Here is a 16,409-nt window from a genome sequence, read left to right on the forward strand (position 1 = left end):
ACTTTACGGGGTCACTTCACACTGGCAGGCTTTAAAATTTTCAAATCACTATCAATTACTTAGTTAGGTCATCGAAGAAGTTTTTAACGCCGCTGAAGAAACCTTCAGACTTTGGCTTATGCTTGCTTGCCGCTTCACCACCACAGGTTTCTTCGAATTCACGCAGTAATTCTTTCTGGCGAGCGCTTAGCTTAACTGGAGTCTCAACCACTAGCTTAACGATTAGATCACCCACACCGCCACCACGAACGCCTTTCACGCCCTTGCCACGCATACGGAACATACGGCCCGTTTGTGTCTCTTCTGGTACCTTAAGGTTTACACGACCATCCAGTGTTGGAACTTCAACTTCACCGCCTAGAGCAGCCATAGAGAAGCTTACTGGTACTTCGCAGTAAAGGTTGTTGCCGTCACGTTCGAAGATGTTGTGCTCTTTTACGTGTACTTGTACGTACAGATCGCCAGCTGGAGCGCCTTGCTCTCCCGCTTCGCCTTCGCCTGATAGACGAATACGATCGCCAGTATCAACACCAGCAGGGATCTTAACGTTAAGTGTTTTCGTCTTCTGTTTGCGACCTTGACCATGACATGAGTTACATGGGTCTTTGATGATCTTGCCTTTACCGTTACAAGTAGGACAAGTCTGTTGAACCGCAAAGAAACCTTGGCGCATTTGTACTTGGCCGTGGCCATGACAAGTGCCACACGTTTGTGCAGAAGAACCCGCTTTCGCGCCGCTGCCGTCACAAGTATCACACTCTACAAGTGTTGGTACTTCGATTTCTTTAGAAACACCACGAACCGCTTCTTCTAGAGAAAGTTCCATGTTGTAACGTAGATCTGAACCACGTTGTGCACGCTGTTGACCGCCACCACGACGACCGCCGCCGAAGATGTCGCCAAATACGTCACCGAAGATATCGCCGAAGTCACCTTGGCCACCGCCGCCGAAACCACCGCCGCCGCCCATGCCACCTTGTTCAAAGGCTGCATGACCGTATTGGTCGTAAGCTGCTTTCTTTTGAGAATCGGTTAGGATCTCGTACGCTACTTTTACTTCTTTAAACTTATCTGCTGCGGTCTCATCACCCTGGTTACGGTCCGGGTGGAATTTCATCGCTAAGCGTTTGTACGCTTTTTTAATATCGCGCTCTGATGCATCGCGGCTTACGCCTAATACTTCGTAAAAATCACGTTTTGACATGTTCTAGGTCACCAAAATAATTGCTACTACCGAATGATCACTTCAGTAGTCTGTGTATCAATCTAGATAAAAGTTCTGCCGGCTGAAATGCCGAATAAAGCTATTATCTAGATCGACAAGTCTAAATACAAATTTACGGGCGTGAGAGTTACCTCTGACGCCCGCAATAATAAGTCTTTGAGACAAATTTCTAAGCAGATAGCTTGAGTCCTAAGTGGAAGCGCGGAGCCTACGTTAGTAGGTGGACACTTCCGATAACGAAATCAGGCTACTCTGCGACGAAATTATTTTTTGTCTTCTTTAACTTCTTCAAACTCAGCGTCTACAACATCGTCGTCTTGCTTAGGTTGTTCACCAGCGTCAGCACCAGCTTGTTCAGCTTGAGCTTTCTGTTGAGCAATTTCCATTAGCTTTTGAGCTGCTTGCATAAGTTCTTGAACTTTAGCGTCGATAGCTTCTTTATCGTTACCAGACTTAACTTCTTCTAGTGCAGTGATAGCCGCTTCGATTTTAGCTTTCTCGTCTGCAGGTAGAGCTTCACCAGCTTCTTCTACTTGCTTCTTAGTGCCGTGAATCATTTGGTCAGCTTGGTTACGTGCAGTTACTAGCTCTTCGAACTTTTTGTCCGCTTCTTTGTTAGCTTCTGCTTCTTGTACCATTGCTTCGATCTCTTCCTCAGACAGGCCGCCTGATGCTTGGATAGTGATCTTCTGCTCTTTACCTGTTGCTTTATCTTTAGCAGATACGTTCAGGATACCATCAGCATCTAGGTCGAATGTTACTTCGATTTGTGGCATGCCACGTGGTGCTGGTTGGATACCTTCTAGGTTAAACTGACCAAGAGACTTGTTGTAAGTCGCTTGCTTACGCTCACCTTGAAGAACGTGGATAGTTACTGCGTTTTGGTTGTCTTCAGCTGTAGAGAACACTTGATCCGCTTTAGTAGGGATAGTTGTGTTTTTCTCGATAAGCTTAGTCATCACGCCGCCCATCGTTTCGATACCGAAAGATAGAGGAGTAACGTCTAGTAGTAGAACGTCTTTAACGTCACCAGCTAGTACACCACCTTGAACAGCAGCACCCATTGCAACAGCTTCGTCAGGGTTCACGTCTTTACGTGGCTCTTTACCGAAGAATTCAGTTACTTTAGCTTGAACCATAGGCATACGAGTTTGACCACCAACTAGGATAACGTCAGTGATTTCGCCTACAGATAGGTCAGCATCTGCTAGAGCTACTTTTAGTGGCTCAAGAGAACGTTGAACTAGGTCTTCAACTAGAGACTCAAGCTTCGCACGAGTCACTTTGATGTTCATGTGCTTAGGACCAGTCGCATCAGCAGTAACGTAAGGTAGGTTTACGTCAGTTTGAGTAGTAGAAGAAAGCTCGATTTTCGCTTTTTCTGCTGCTTCTTTAACACGCTGCATTGCTAGTGGATCAGCTTTAAGGTCGATACCTTGCTCTTTCTTGAACTCATCTACTAGGTAGTTGATCATGCGGTTATCGAAATCTTCACCACCAAGGTGAGTGTCACCGTTAGTTGAAAGAACTTCGAAAGTTTTCTCGCCTTCTACTTCATCGATTTCGATGATAGAGATATCGAATGTACCACCACCAAGGTCGTATACAGCGATAGTGCGATCACCACCTTGCTTGTCTAGGCCGTAAGCTAGAGCAGCAGCTGTTGGTTCGTTGATGATACGTTTAACATCTAGACCAGCGATACGGCCAGCATCTTTCGTTGCTTGACGTTGAGCATCGTTGAAGTAAGCAGGAACAGTAACAACTGCGCCAGTTACTTCTTCGCCTAGGAAGTCTTCAGCTGTTTTCTTCATTTTCTTAAGAACTTCAGCAGATACTTGAGGAGCAGCCATTTTTTGGCCTTGCGCTTCAACCCATGCATCACCGTTGTCAGCCTTAACAATGTTGAAAGGCATGATTTCGATATCGCGTTGAACTTCTTCATCTTCAAAACGACGACCGATTAGACGCTTAATTGCGTATAGCGTGTTTTGAGGGTTAGTAACTGCTTGACGTTTCGCAGGTTGACCAACTAGCGTCTCGCCGTCAGTGTATGCGATTACCGATGCTGTTGTGCGTTCGCCTTCAGCATTTTCTAGTACGCGTGGTTTGTCGCCGTCTAAAACAGCAACACAAGAGTTAGTAGTACCTAAATCAATACCAATGATTCGACCCATCAGGCTATCTCCGAAATATAATCTATATTAGTTTTTTGCTATACCCACATATGTGGGGGGCGGTAATCAGGGATTCAACCCTAATACACAAAATTTAAGTGCAAATGTAATTTGCTTTCGTATGCACCATAGATAAGGGCTGCAAACTGGTTTTCAAGGGAATAAGTAAAAAAAATCTATTTTTTCCCGTATCTTTTTACATAAAGGTAAAAAGTGACCGATCCCTTGCCAATTAAGGCTCCAATGTTGAGAAACTCTCGCATTTGTCGCCACATTGAAACCTCAACCCTATTCCAGATGCCATAAAAAAAGACCTTCATATGGAAGGTCTTTTTTCAACTAACAGCGAGTCGAACCGTTATTGATTCTGCACTATTTTTGATTCGGCAATATTATTGATTAAGAACTAACTGGTAGAAGCTTGCTTGGGTGTAGTCACCCGCTTCCATACCACGCCACTCACAGGCAGAACTCGACTTCTTAGTATTACACTGGTTATACGCACCCGCTTTGAAGTACATCCAGTCTTGACCGTAACCAAGATCGATATCGTGTCCCTGATATTTGCCCTTTGCCAAATCAACATCATACGTCTTCACAATAGGATCGGCTGAGTTTGGATTCTTAGTAAAGGTTAAGTGCATGATGTTATCTTTGATATTCACATCGTATGAGAACACTTCACCTAGCTTGATGCCATCAGCAGGGTCCGAGCTGCCTTTTTTCAGATTGTATTGACCAAATACATCATGGCGAATGTCTTTACGAAGTTTCTTTCCGTTTTCATCCTTCGCGTTTTTCATCTCTGTCGGCGGGTTTAACTCATAGTTCCACGTTAACGAACCATGCTCATGTTCTGGCAACTTGCGGTAAACAATTTTCAGTGGCTCATTATCCGACCCATGGATTTGACCAATAACCACAGAGAATGCACCGGTTTTCTTATAATTACCGCTGGTGCTCACCTGATCAACAGAAAGTGTTGCCGTCATCTGGCCACCGATAGAGCCAAACTCTTCCGCGTTCTTATGGCTTGAAATCGCGAAGTTGTTGCTCGGCGCAGAGTAGCTATCCGCTAGCATCGCTCTTAGCTCACTACGCGTGTTTTTACTGTTTGGCGTCGTTGGAGCTGTATTCGGAGCCACAAACACCATCGCACCAGATTCAGCATCCGTGTAGAACCATTTAGGGTGAACGTAAGGCGTGTCTACATTCGACAGTTCCTTTTTACCAATCTCCAGCGTTTTACCTTTTCTAGACCCTTCAGTCGTCAGCTCCGGTAAGTTAATTTTCCATTTAGATAAATCGAAGTTTTGTGCTGGTGCTTTTGCAGGGTCAAGATTGAACTGTTGACCAATATCGTGATTAGAAGCAAGAGCGGGAGCGGCTAAAAGGCTGGCAGTCAGTAGGCTAAGGTAAGACAGCTTCATTATTGGGTTTCCTTTATGTCGTCATAATGTAGGTTGTCAGAACAATAAAATAATATTGTATTATTATATGTAATCTATATTAAAGATTGAAAACTGATGGCCAATTCGGCACGAGTAAAAAGAAAAAATGAGACTTAACACCAATCAAAGATATTTTTAGCCAAGTTATCAGATAGCCCAAAGCACTTATCATCAGAAACAAAAAAGCCCCGCTCTGGTTGAGCGGGGCTTCGCAGTTATTGAGTCTTAATTAAGAATTAAACTTCTGCTTTTTGCAGCTCAGCTTCTTCGTTAGCTTCAACGCCAATTTCGTTTTCAGATTTAGCAACGATAGTGTTCACCGCTGTGTCACCCACTACGTTTGAAGAAGTACAGAACATGTCACAGATACGGTCAACAGCAGCAACAATCGCTAGACCTTCTGGTGGTAAACCTAGTTGGTGCAATAGAACACCTACCATCACAACACCGCCACCAGGAACACCACCAGCACCGATAGACAGTAGCAGGATAGTTAGACCAAGAGTGAAGATATCAGCAGTGTTGATTGGCTGACCAAACGCGTTTGCTACGAACATAGTTGCTAGTGCGATGTAGATAGATACACCAGACATGTTCATTGTTGCACCTAGTGGTACACCGAAACCTGCTACTGACTTAGATACGTTTAGTTTGTCAGTAAGAGTACGCATTGTTACTGGGATTGTTGCATTCGAACTTGCTGTAGATAGTGAGAATAGAACTTGCTCACGAGTTGCACGTAGGAACTGCTTTGGAGAAATACCAGTGAATGAACCAACCATCATTGGATAGAAGAAGAAAATCCAGAACACAAGCATTGCAACCACAAGCGCCACATAGCCAGCAACTGACATTAGCGTGTCTGCATCCAGTGTTGCGCCCAGTTGAATCATCAGAGCAAATACACCGTAAGGCGCCAAGCTCATTACTAGGCCGATAAGCTTCATCATGATTTCGTTAGCCATCTTGAATGTCTTGATAGCTGGGCCACCACGAGAATCAAGCGCTTGAATAGCAAGACCTGTCAAAATTGCCATGAAGATGATTTGTAGCATGTCGCCGCTTGCGAACGCTTCTACAGGGTTGCTAGGAACGATGTTAACAACAAGAGAGAAGATGTCTGGTGTTTCAGTTGTTGTAAGCGCAATTGTCTCAGAAACCGTACCCGCAAGGTTCGCACCTGCACCTGGTTGGAAAATAAGACCAATCGTTAGCGCTGCTGAAATCGCGATGATGGTGTTAATAATGTAAAGACCAAAGGTTTTACCACCAAGACGACCAAATGAACGAATATCTTTTAGCTCAACAATACCGCAAACAATAGATACGTAAACAAGAGGAACTACAAGCAATTTGATAAGTGATACGAACATACCACCAGCACCTTCGGCAGCGCCAAGTAGATACGTATCAAAAATAGCAATACCGCTGAATAGGTACTGAATAGCAGTACCAATAAGTAGACCGGCGAACAAGCCTACAAAAATTTTACTTGAGAGCGATTTATCCATCGTTCTTCTCCAGTTTGTTGTGTTTGAAATTTGTACTTTTATAGTTATATATGCGACCAAAATCGCCATATGGCAGTGGATTTTACATACAAAGATAACAATTAAAAGTATTTATTTACAAAAACATCACAAATGTGACATCAAAACATTTACTCAATCACAACAAGTTTCATAACACAAAACTCTAACTCGCTGATCTGAATGAAATAAAAAGAACGACATTCTTAATGCGGTTTTGATGCTTATTTACGTGGACTCTCAAGTTATAGGCACAAAAAAAAGAGAGGCCTATACCTCTCTTTTTATTTTACGCAAACCAGTGATTTATTTTGTCGCTGCGACTAACTCAGTCAATGCACCAGTCAATCACTTGGCAACGTAATTCGTCATTACTTAGCAACCATAACCATCGCTGGGCGAACCACACGACCGTTTAGTTCGTAGCCTTTTTGCATCACAAACATAACCGTGTTCGATTCGTGATCTGGGCTTTCTTGAATAGACATCGCTTGGTGGAATTCAGGGTTGAACGCTTCACCTTCAGGGTTGATCTCTTTAAGACCAAACTTAGCAACTGTGTCTACGAACGTTTTGTGCGTTAGCTCAACACCTTCATACAGTGGCTTAACCACTTCGTTTTCAGCGTCTGCCGCTTGCATTGCACGCTCTAGGTTGTCGATTACAGGAAGCAGACCTTCAGCAAACTTGTTCAAAGCGAATTTACGCGCTTTATCAATTTCTTGTTCGCTACGGCGACGCATGTTTTCAACTTCAGCTTTCGCGCGAAGAACAGAATCTTGCTGCTCTTTCACTTTAGATTCGCTAGAAAGCAGTGCAGCTTCCAGTTGAGCGATTTTTGCTTCCTGCTCATCAGCAGCGTCTTCATTCAGTTCAGCTTCTTCAACTTTCTCAGCTTCAGCGATGATCTGATCTAGCTCTGCTTCGGTTACTTTGTTTTCTTCGTTGCTCATGATATCTCCAGAATTCGTTTTCAATGCAAGTGACAGGCGTGTTTGCGCCCCAAATTGATATAAAACACTCGCATAGACGTTCAACTTGCCTTTATTATGGGGATGAAGAATTTTGATTCAAGCCTAATTCGTTTGGAAACGTTATGAAAAAGCCATTTGAAGTCATCGCCATTATCGGTAAACCTCGAGATCAGCAAGCAATTCAGACTCATAGAGAGCTCTATCAGTGGTTAAGTGCTGAGGGTTATCAAGTGTTTGTTGATGACAGACTCGCCACTATTTTGGACGACATCCCAAAAGAACATTTTTCTAGCCTGATTGAATTAGGTAAACGCGCCGATCTCGCTATTGTGGTCGGTGGTGACGGAAATATGCTCGGTGCCGCTAGAATCTTGTCACGTTTCGACATTTCAGTGATTGGTGTTAACCGAGGCAATCTTGGTTTCCTAACCGATCTCAACCCTGAAAACTTCCAGAGTGCGCTTACTGATGTACTCAAAGGCGAGTTCATGGAAGAAGAGCGCTTCTTACTTGAAACGGAAATTCATCGTCACGGCCAGATAAAAAGCCACAATGCAGCCCTTAATGAGGCTGTACTGCACCCCGGCCAAGTTGCTCACATGATCGAGTTCGAAGTATATATCGATGACAGCTTCGCCTTCTCACAGCGCTCTGATGGCTTAATCGTCTCAACACCGACAGGTTCTACCGCCTACTCGCTTTCTGGCGGCGGCCCTATCCTGTCATCAAGCCTAAATGCTATCTCACTAGTGCCAATGTTCCCGCACACCCTTTCAAGCCGCCCACTTGTGGTGGATGGCAAGCGTCGTATCAAGCTGATCGTATCGCCTGATAACCGTGGAACTCAGGAAGTGAGCTGTGATGGTCAAATCTCGCTACCGGTTTCTCCTGGCGATGAGATCCACATTTACCAAAGCCCGAATGTACTTAAGTTGATCCATCCTAAAGACTACAACTACTACCATGTTCTACGTAACAAACTAGGTTGGTCGAGTAAGCTGTTCTAAAAGAATAAACGCTCCAGTGGTAACCGAAAATTTGAAAGGCTGACGACATTCGTCAGCCTTTTTATTGCCAGTAAAAGCCCGTCGGCTCTAGCTTCTCTGCAGTTCCTTATACCTCCACTCCCAAGAGGGAGGAACGACTGAGTTGGGAATCTATAGCGGTTTCAGTGATCTACGAACAACCTCAATTCTGATAACGGTCGCAAAAAATTTTCACCTGTCGACTTTACTGTATAAAGAAACAGTATATACTGAGCTTATATACAGTATTGTTCAGTTATACAGGTAAATAAAAATGCTGGCTCATTTAAGTGTTAATAATTTCGCTATTGTTAAGTCTTTACAGCTAGAACTATCTAAAGGCATGACAACAATCACCGGGGAAACTGGTGCGGGTAAATCTATCGCTATCGATGCTTTAGGCTTATGTCTTGGGGGAAGATCCGATGCAGGAATGGTTCGACAAGGTGAAGAAAAAACCGAAGTCAGTGCCGCTTTTTTACTTGAGAACAATCTGCATGCAACCCGCTGGTTAGAAGACAACGAATTGCTTGATGGCAGTGAGTGCATCCTGCGCAGAACCATCTCAAAAGAAGGTCGTTCTCGTGCATTCATCAACGGTAGCCCTGTCCCTCTTTCGCAATTGAAATCACTTGGACAACTGTTGATCAACATCCATGGTCAACACGCGCATCACCAGTTGATGAAAAGCGATTATCAAATGGCCATGCTTGATCAATACGCAGGCCACTTGAACCTATTGAAATCGACACGTAATGCTTACCAAGCATGGCGACAAGCGGATAACCACTTAAAAGAGTTACGTGAGAATAGCCAGCAAAACCAAGCTCAAAAACAACTTCTTGAATACCAAATCAAAGAGTTAAATGAGCTGTCTATTGGGGAGGAAGAATATGAAGACCTCGAACAAGAGCATAAGCGCCTCTCCAATAGCGGAGAACTGGCCACAACCTGTCAGCAAGCTATCGAGCTTATTTATGAAGGCGAAGAAGTTAATGCGCTTGGTATTCTGCAATCGGCCAATAACTCCTTAATTCAGTTAGCTGAGCTAGATGAAAGATTGGCCGAGTTACCGAACTTGCTTTCTGAAGCCATTATTCAGATCGAAGAGACCAACAACGAGTTAAGAACATACCTAGACAGCATTGATGTTGATCCCGGTCGTATGGCTTACGTTGAGGAGCGTTTCTCTAAAGTGATGTCGATGTCTCGTAAACACCACGTGTTACCTGAAGAGCTGTATAAGCACCATCAAGACTTACTACAACAAGTTGAAGCGCTTGATTGCTCTGATGAAAAATTGGAAGAACTGGCCAACGAGGTAGAAAACCAATACCAATCGTTCGTTGCTAAATCAGAGAAGCTTCATAAATCTCGAACTCGTTACGCAAAAGAGCTCAACAAGCTGATCACGCAAAGCATGCACGAACTGAGCATGGAAAAAGCGCAGTTTGCCATTGAAGTGAACAACACCAGCACACACCCTTCTCCATTGGGTATGGATAACGTGACCTTCATTGTTTCGACCAACCCAGGACAACCAATGCAGCCGATTGCGAAAGTGGCCTCTGGTGGTGAGTTATCACGAATCTCACTGGCGATTCAGGTGATCACAGCGCAAAAAGTGGATACACCAAGCCTGATTTTCGATGAAGTCGATGTGGGTATCAGTGGACCAACCGCTGCGGTTGTCGGAAAAATGCTACGTAAGCTGGGCGAATCGACACAAGTTATGTGCGTGACTCACTTACCTCAAGTTGCCGGTTGCGGTCACCAACAACTTTTTGTAGCGAAGAACACGAAATCAGGTAAAACCGAGACTCAAATGCACACGCTTGATGAGCAACAACGCGTTTCAGAGCTTGCTCGACTGCTTGGTGGCAGCCAGATTACCGAATCGACGCTTGCCAATGCAAAAGAGTTATTAATCGCAGCATAGGTTACATATTCAGCAACTTTCTGATAATTTACCGAAAATTCTTGGCAATTTTGCAACTTAATTCAAAATTGCCAGTCATAACAAGCTCAAAGCGCAAGGAGCTTTTTACTTCTTGCTGGAGCTTGTTTATTATCAGGCAGTATTTTAGCGAAGAAAGATCTCAAACTATGCGAATTAAAAAGTGGTTAGTTGCAGTTCCACTTGCACTAACAATGTTGACCGGTTGCTCTCTACTAGAGAAGTTGGTTTATCGAATTGACATCAATCAGGGTAACTATGTTGAACAAGAAGCTGTCGATCAGCTGAAATTTGGCATGACAAAAACACAAGTTCGTTACGTTATGGGCTCACCTATGCTTATCGAAAATGGCTACCCAGATACGTGGTACTACATTTACCACCACACAAAAGGCCATGAAGACTCGATTCAAAAAAATCTTGTTGTTAACTTTGATGCAACGGGCACCTTAGTGACGATCAATGGTGATTTTGAAGCCAGTGATGAATTCTTCGAAAGCCTTCGCTAGCTTTCAACTAACAAAGCTTTCCAGTCAAAAGCAAGAATCGCAAAAGCCTGCTCATATTAGCAGGCTTTTTAATATCTGCTAACAAATGAGACTGTAGACTGTATTGTCTAACAAACAGATGAAAAAAAAGCTCGCTAATGCGAGCTTCTTTATCATTCAAATTTGTTTGGTATTACGATTTAGCCGCTGCTGCTTTCGCTTGCTCAGCACGCTTACGGCGAATCTCTTTTGGATCGGCTAACAGTGCACGGTAGATTTCGATACGGTCTTTATCACGAACCGTCGCATCTAGCTTAACGTTACGGCTGAACACGCCAACCTTATTTTTCGCTAAGTCGATTTCTGGATACAGTTCCAAAACACCAGACTGCGCAATAATCTCTTCCACAGTCGCGTTTTTGTTCACCACCAAGGTAAACACACGCTGTTCGTGCGGAAGCGCAAACACAACCTCTACGTGGATCATATCTGATTCAATAGTCATGGCTTAGTAAACCTGTTTCGCTCGTTGAGTAAATGCACTGACCATATTGCTTGTCAGTTCATTGAAAATCTTGCCAAATGCCATTTCAATCATTCGACTAGAAAATTCAAACTCTAGTTTAAGTTCAACCTTACATGCTTGGTCGTCTAGAGGAGTGAAATACCAGCCCCCCTCCAGCTTCTTAAACGGGCCATCTACCAGCTCCATCAAGATCTCAGCACCATCCGCTAAGCGGTTCGATGTGGTAAATGTTTTGCTGATACCAGCTTTAGAGACATCAACCGAAGCCACCATAGTTGAATCTGAAGATTCGATCACACGTGAACCAGAACACCCTGGCAAAAACTCGTGATAACGAGCAACATCATTGACCAAGTTGAACATCTGGTCGGCACTAAACGACACTAATGCTGAACGAGTAACCTTTGGCATATAGACTCCTGTTAAAGACAGCGTTACATTAACACAAACTGCAATTTTAATTGTATTGGGCCAGAGCGCAAATAAAAAGGATTCCCCAACTAGGGTGCAATCCGTATAATGAGGCCATTATGGCAAAGAATAAATCAAAATCAAAAGCCGGTAGTAATACCATTGCGCTTAATAAGAAAGCTCGCCACGAATATTTCATCGATGATGAGATAGAAGCGGGGCTTGAGCTACAAGGCTGGGAAGTAAAATCCCTACGTGAAGGCAAAACCAATATCGCAGAAAGCTACGTCTACATCCGAGATGGCGAAGCATTCATCAGTGGTATGACGATCACTCCGCTAACTCAAGCGAGTACTCATATCGTGGCGAACCCAACACGCATCCGTAAACTACTAATGTCGAGAAAAGAACTCGATAACCTTATCGGTCGTATTAACCGTGAAGGCATGACGCTTGTCGCAACCGCACTTTACTGGTCTCGCTCTTGGGCGAAGATTAAAGTTGGCGTAGCGAAAGGTAAAAAGCTGCACGATAAACGTACTGATATGAAAGAAAAAGATTGGGCGAGAGATAAAGCACGAATTATGAAGAGTAATTTGCGTTAATTTTAAGCACTTAAACGCACAGTGCTAGACAGGGTAAGCTTTTCTGGTACTATGCAAATAACACTTGGGGCTGATTTAGGATTCGACAGGAATTTTGAAGTCTGAGGTGCATGCCGTGGGGCGGTTGGCCACGTTAAAAGCCGCAAAAAAATAGTCGCAAACGACGAAAACTACGCACTAGCAGCTTAATAACCTGCTCAGAGCTCTCTTACCCTAGCTTCCGCTCGTAAGACGGGGACCAATAAGAGATCAAACCCAAACTAGCTAGCGTGGCTTCTCCCACCTGAGAGGAAAAGCGCGAATTATAATTCAGGTTAGCCTTTAACTAGCGTGTCGGTTCGCAGGTTGCTGGTGAAATTAAAGATCGACTAAGCATGTAGTACCAATGATGAATGATTTTTGGACGCGGGTTCAACTCCCGCCAGCTCCACCAAACGTTTGGAAACAGCGTTATTTCAATAGGTTAGCGCCTTTTGGGATAGCGCTGTTTTTGTATGGGTGCCACAGTAAAGTGCCACACTTCATAAAGCCTATTCTCTTCCTTCCCCCTATTCAACACCTTGCATTATCATAATAACCTAACTATCTGAGTGTAAGGCGATTATCAATGGAAAGAGGTATTGTTCTATCTCCTCAATTTGAGTATCCAGAAACAGGTGGGGCTTTATTTCGTTCTGCTACTGATGATTTTGAGTTACGTAAGTACCTACTTTATTGGGATAAGATTGAAGTTCCTAAATGCTCCTCGATAGAGTTTGATTGCTGGCAGTTCCAAGAACTAGAAAAAGCTGGTGCGTTACAACGAACTCGACATGGAGAAAAACCTCGCTCGCTTGGAATGCGCATGGAACAAAGCAGTGTGATTAATGTATCTAACTTTATGACTGCTGAGATTGTTGATTGCACTGATGTAACCCTAAGCAAAAAGGCTGGAGATGAAATCCTTGCTTCACATGAAGCAATTTTTAAACAGCTCAATGAAGCACATCCAGGCTTATGGTCTAAGGCTCAAATCTCGGATAGCATTCTCACCACAACTCCTGTAGATAAAGAGAGTATTGAACTGGAGCTTCACGGTTTACTACCCGTCCCTACTGTTAGCACACACTTCGATTCTATACTTGAATTTAAGTACAAGCATCATGATGAACTGCTCGCGTTCCGTAGTTACCTAGATGAACTCTACCAGTCAGTGCTAACTGCTGGTGACATACCTAGAGCAAAAAATACCGCAATGATTAAGCTGGAAGCTTCCATTAGAGATGTCAATCGCACCTTAGAACAGTCAAAAATAGACATTAGTGTCGATAGCCTTCGCTCTGTGATTTCAGATACAACTGGTATCCTAGGCTTAACTCTTGCTGCACTAGGTACAGCATCGCAATTTGGTTTTGACCCGTTAAAAGCTGGCTTAGCTGGTGCAGCAATAGGAATTGCACCAAAACTAATACGCCAATCATCCGACTCCACTCCAGCGGAACTCATGTACCTCAAGAGCGTGAGAAGAGAGTTTAAACCAGCTTAATACTCTCTAGCGTCAAGGAGCCGATACAGTGTCGCACGACCTATTCCTAACTCCTTGGCTGCTTTAGCTTTTGGTACACCGTTATCTAATAGCTTCTGGACATCATCCCTAGTGACTTGCGCTTTCGGTCTACCGATGTGTTTACCTGCTGCCTTGGCTGCTGCTATGCCTTCCGCTTGACGCTCTTTGATTAGCTCACGTTCCATTTGAGCAACGGCAGCCAGTATTCCCAGTACGCCTTTCTGTGCTGCACTCATAGCACCATCGAATCTCATACCCTCTTTATGGAATTGAACCGAGACACCTTTCTTATTCATCTGCTCCACCAGCCCAACAGCATCACCTGCACCGCTACGACAGATACGGTCTAGACTGTGAACATGTAGTACATCTCCATCCCTGACATAATCCAAGCATGCCTGTAACTGCGGTCTGTCTACTGTCTTAGCTGATACCTTTTCCTCGAACACCTTATCCAGTTTCACATCTGCTAACTGTCTGCTGGTGGACTGCTCTGCTGTACTAACTCGAATGTAACCTACGTTCGCCATGCTTACTCCTAGTGTCTCAAAACCTCTTAACACTTACAGGATTACATGTATCAAAACTCTAAGTCAATGCTTTTGAGACAACCTTAGATACAGTCTCATAAGGTATAGTTTTTTATATATCCAGAGTCGCTCTATGAAACTTACCGCACTGCTTAAAAAGCACCTGAGCTAGGACTTTTTACCTCTAAATAAAACCAGGCAATAACAAGTTAAAAATAAAAACCATCATGCCACGCAAAAACAAGAACATAACACCACCAAACAAGCCAAAAACCAACTTAAAATTGACATTATATGCTTAATTAGTGATATTTTATGCCAATCTTAATTATAGCTAAAAACTGACAATGAGCACGACAACCACAACATCGGATACCATCCAAAATAAGACATGGAAAATGCCAGATACTCTGGTGCTAATTTTCTTTATCGCGTTGCTTGCGACTGCAATGACATATGTCATACCTGCAGGCATGTTTGAAACACAAGACATCAGCTATGTTTCTGATGGTGCAGAGAAAACTCGTACCGTTCTAGATCCAGCTTCATTTGCCTATCACACCGACCCCCAAGGCAACCCGATTTACAATACTGTCGGACTATTCGCCAGCGGTGGTGATATCGGCTTAATGAACTTCGTATTTGAAGGTTTAGTGTCTGGATCTAAGTGGGGTTCAGCAATCGGCGTTATCATGTTTATGCTTGTGATTGGCGGTGCTTTCGGCATTGTGATGCGCACAGGTACTATTGATAACGGTATCTTGCGTCTCATAGACAAAACCAAGGGCAGTCAATCGCTTTTCATTCCAGTATTATTTGCACTGTTCTCGCTCGGTGGGGCTGTATTTGGTATGGGTGAAGAAGCCGTCGCCTTTGCCATTATTATCGCGCCGCTAATGGTACGTATTGGCTATGATGGTATTACTACGGTAATGGTGACGTACGTAGCGACTCAGATTGGTTTTGCTGCTTCTTGGATGAACCCATTTTCTGTTGCTGTTGCCCAAGGCATTGCTGGTGTACCTGTCTTATCTGGGGCATCGGTGCGTATCGCTCTATGGGTTTTCTTCACCGCGCTCGGCATCGCTTTTACGATGTGGTATGCGAATTCGGTAAAGAAAGACCCTTCGAAATCTTACAGTAAAGCTGGTGATGTTTACTTCAAGAAGCAACAAGGAGACTTGACTCAATCACGTTGGAATATCGGCGATACGTTGGTGATTCTCACCGTGATAGCGAGCATGACCTGGGTTATTTGGGGTGTAGTGGTTCACGCATGGTACATTCCTGAAATTGCCTCTCAGTTTTTCACTATGGGATTTGTTGCTGGCTTAATCGGTGTTATTTTCCGATTAAATGATATGACCATCAACGACATGGCCGATTCATTTAAGGAAGGCGCAAGTGTGATGCTAGCGCCCGCTATTCTTGTGGGTAGTGCTAAAGGTATCTTGCTGATTTTAGGCGGCGGCAGCGATGCAACCGAGCCAAGCGTACTGAATTCAATCTTAAGCAGTGCGGGCGGTGTGATTAGTGCATTGCCAGAAGCGATGGCTGCTTGGCTGATGTTCGCCTTCCAAGCTATTTTCAACTTCTTTGTAACGTCAGGATCAGGGCAGGCAGCTCTAACGATGCCATTAATGGCGCCACTCGCCGATTTAGCAGGTGTGACTCGTCAAGTCGCGGTTTTAGCATTCCAGCTAGGTGATGGCTTTACCAATATCATCGTCCCAACATCAGCTTCTTTGATGGCAACACTAGGTGTATGCCGCATTGACTGGGGTGATTGGGCAAAATTCTGCTGGCGCTTTATCGTGCTGCTATTCTGCTTGTCGAGCGTTATTATTGTTGCGGCTCACCTGCTGGGTTTTGCATAACAGCGCCTTTCAATATTTACGTGTATCTCAATGGGCAGTTTACTGCCCATTTTTAATCACAGCTTTCAATAACAATCATCCAACACAG

General features: G+C 44.0%; 14 protein-coding genes and 1 other RNA gene. 7 read left to right on the forward strand and 8 right to left on the reverse strand.

Annotation, left to right across the window (positions count from 1 at the left end):
* Window positions 1-55: 55 nt before the first annotated feature.
* The 5 genes from dnaJ to grpE all read right to left on the reverse strand — a co-directional run bounded on the left by dnaJ (window position 56) and on the right by grpE (window position 7,335).
* The gene (gene dnaJ / locus AB4274_RS05120; protein WP_017059869.1) at window positions 56-1,204 is read right to left on the reverse strand and encodes a molecular chaperone DnaJ; all 1,149 of its coding nucleotides are present in this window, start codon (window positions 1,202-1,204) and stop codon (window positions 56-58) included.
* A 284-nt stretch (window positions 1,205-1,488) separates the two neighbouring features.
* Complete coding sequence (gene dnaK, locus AB4274_RS05125; protein ID WP_017059868.1) at window positions 1,489-3,402, reverse strand: molecular chaperone DnaK; 1,914 nt, start codon at window positions 3,400-3,402, stop codon at window positions 1,489-1,491.
* Between the two features lie 392 nt (window positions 3,403-3,794).
* Window positions 3,795-4,832: a polysaccharide lyase family 7 protein gene (locus AB4274_RS05130; protein WP_017059866.1), complete on the reverse strand. Its 1,038-nt coding sequence runs from the start codon at window positions 4,830-4,832 to the stop codon at window positions 3,795-3,797.
* Window positions 4,833-5,089: 257 nt separating this feature from the next.
* The gene (locus AB4274_RS05135; protein ID WP_371722135.1) at window positions 5,090-6,364 is read right to left on the reverse strand and encodes a dicarboxylate/amino acid:cation symporter; all 1,275 of its coding nucleotides are present in this window, start codon (window positions 6,362-6,364) and stop codon (window positions 5,090-5,092) included.
* A 389-nt stretch (window positions 6,365-6,753) separates the two neighbouring features.
* Window positions 6,754-7,335 (reverse strand): nucleotide exchange factor GrpE, encoded by a 582-nt coding sequence (grpE, locus tag AB4274_RS05140; protein WP_017069543.1) that lies wholly within the window; start codon window positions 7,333-7,335, stop codon window positions 6,754-6,756.
* A 143-nt stretch (window positions 7,336-7,478) separates the two neighbouring features.
* Between grpE and nadK the strand changes: the two genes are divergently transcribed.
* From nadK to bamE, 3 genes are all read left to right on the forward strand, one after another.
* Window positions 7,479-8,363 (forward strand): NAD(+) kinase, encoded by an 885-nt coding sequence (nadK, locus tag AB4274_RS05145; protein ID WP_017066747.1) that lies wholly within the window; start codon window positions 7,479-7,481, stop codon window positions 8,361-8,363.
* Window positions 8,364-8,655: 292 nt separating this feature from the next.
* Entirely contained in the window at window positions 8,656-10,320 is a 1,665-nt protein-coding gene (recN, locus tag AB4274_RS05150) for a DNA repair protein RecN (RefSeq protein WP_372111227.1), read from the forward strand.
* A 167-nt stretch (window positions 10,321-10,487) separates the two neighbouring features.
* A complete protein-coding gene (gene bamE, locus AB4274_RS05155; protein ID WP_010438918.1) occupies window positions 10,488-10,847 on the forward strand; it encodes an outer membrane protein assembly factor BamE in 360 nt (119 codons plus the stop codon).
* Window positions 10,848-11,019: 172 nt separating this feature from the next.
* Here bamE and AB4274_RS05160 read toward each other — a convergent pair whose 3' ends face one another.
* Both AB4274_RS05160 and AB4274_RS05165 read right to left on the reverse strand, forming a co-directional pair.
* Complete coding sequence (locus tag AB4274_RS05160; RefSeq protein WP_004735158.1) at window positions 11,020-11,331, reverse strand: RnfH family protein; 312 nt, start codon at window positions 11,329-11,331, stop codon at window positions 11,020-11,022.
* Window positions 11,332-11,334: 3 nt separating this feature from the next.
* A complete protein-coding gene (locus tag AB4274_RS05165; RefSeq protein WP_017069540.1) occupies window positions 11,335-11,763 on the reverse strand; it encodes an SRPBCC family protein in 429 nt (142 codons plus the stop codon).
* A 119-nt stretch (window positions 11,764-11,882) separates the two neighbouring features.
* Here AB4274_RS05165 and smpB point away from each other — a divergent pair, with 119 nt between their 5' ends.
* The 3 genes from smpB to AB4274_RS05180 all read left to right on the forward strand — a co-directional run bounded on the left by smpB (window position 11,883) and on the right by AB4274_RS05180 (window position 13,893).
* Complete coding sequence (smpB, locus tag AB4274_RS05170; RefSeq protein ID WP_004735156.1) at window positions 11,883-12,368, forward strand: SsrA-binding protein SmpB; 486 nt, start codon at window positions 11,883-11,885, stop codon at window positions 12,366-12,368.
* 66 nt (window positions 12,369-12,434) lie between these two features.
* Window positions 12,435-12,801: a transfer-messenger RNA gene (ssrA, locus tag AB4274_RS05175) on the forward strand.
* Between the two features lie 174 nt (window positions 12,802-12,975).
* Window positions 12,976-13,893 (forward strand): DUF6236 family protein, encoded by a 918-nt coding sequence (locus tag AB4274_RS05180; RefSeq protein WP_102393636.1) that lies wholly within the window; start codon window positions 12,976-12,978, stop codon window positions 13,891-13,893.
* Here AB4274_RS05180 and AB4274_RS05185 read toward each other — a convergent pair.
* The gene (locus AB4274_RS05185) at window positions 13,890-14,444 is read right to left on the reverse strand and encodes a recombinase family protein (protein WP_372111230.1); all 555 of its coding nucleotides are present in this window, start codon (window positions 14,442-14,444) and stop codon (window positions 13,890-13,892) included. The genes AB4274_RS05180 and AB4274_RS05185 overlap by 4 nt on opposite strands.
* A 398-nt stretch (window positions 14,445-14,842) precedes the next feature.
* Between AB4274_RS05185 and yfcC the strand changes: the two genes are divergently transcribed.
* Entirely contained in the window at window positions 14,843-16,321 is a 1,479-nt protein-coding gene (gene yfcC, locus AB4274_RS05190) for a putative basic amino acid antiporter YfcC (protein ID WP_017059744.1), read from the forward strand.
* Window positions 16,322-16,409 lie beyond the last annotated feature (88 nt).

This window comes from Vibrio sp. 10N.261.55.A10, assembly GCF_041470825.1.
GTDB classification, from domain to species: Bacteria; Pseudomonadota; Gammaproteobacteria; order Enterobacterales; family Vibrionaceae; genus Vibrio; species Vibrio crassostreae_C.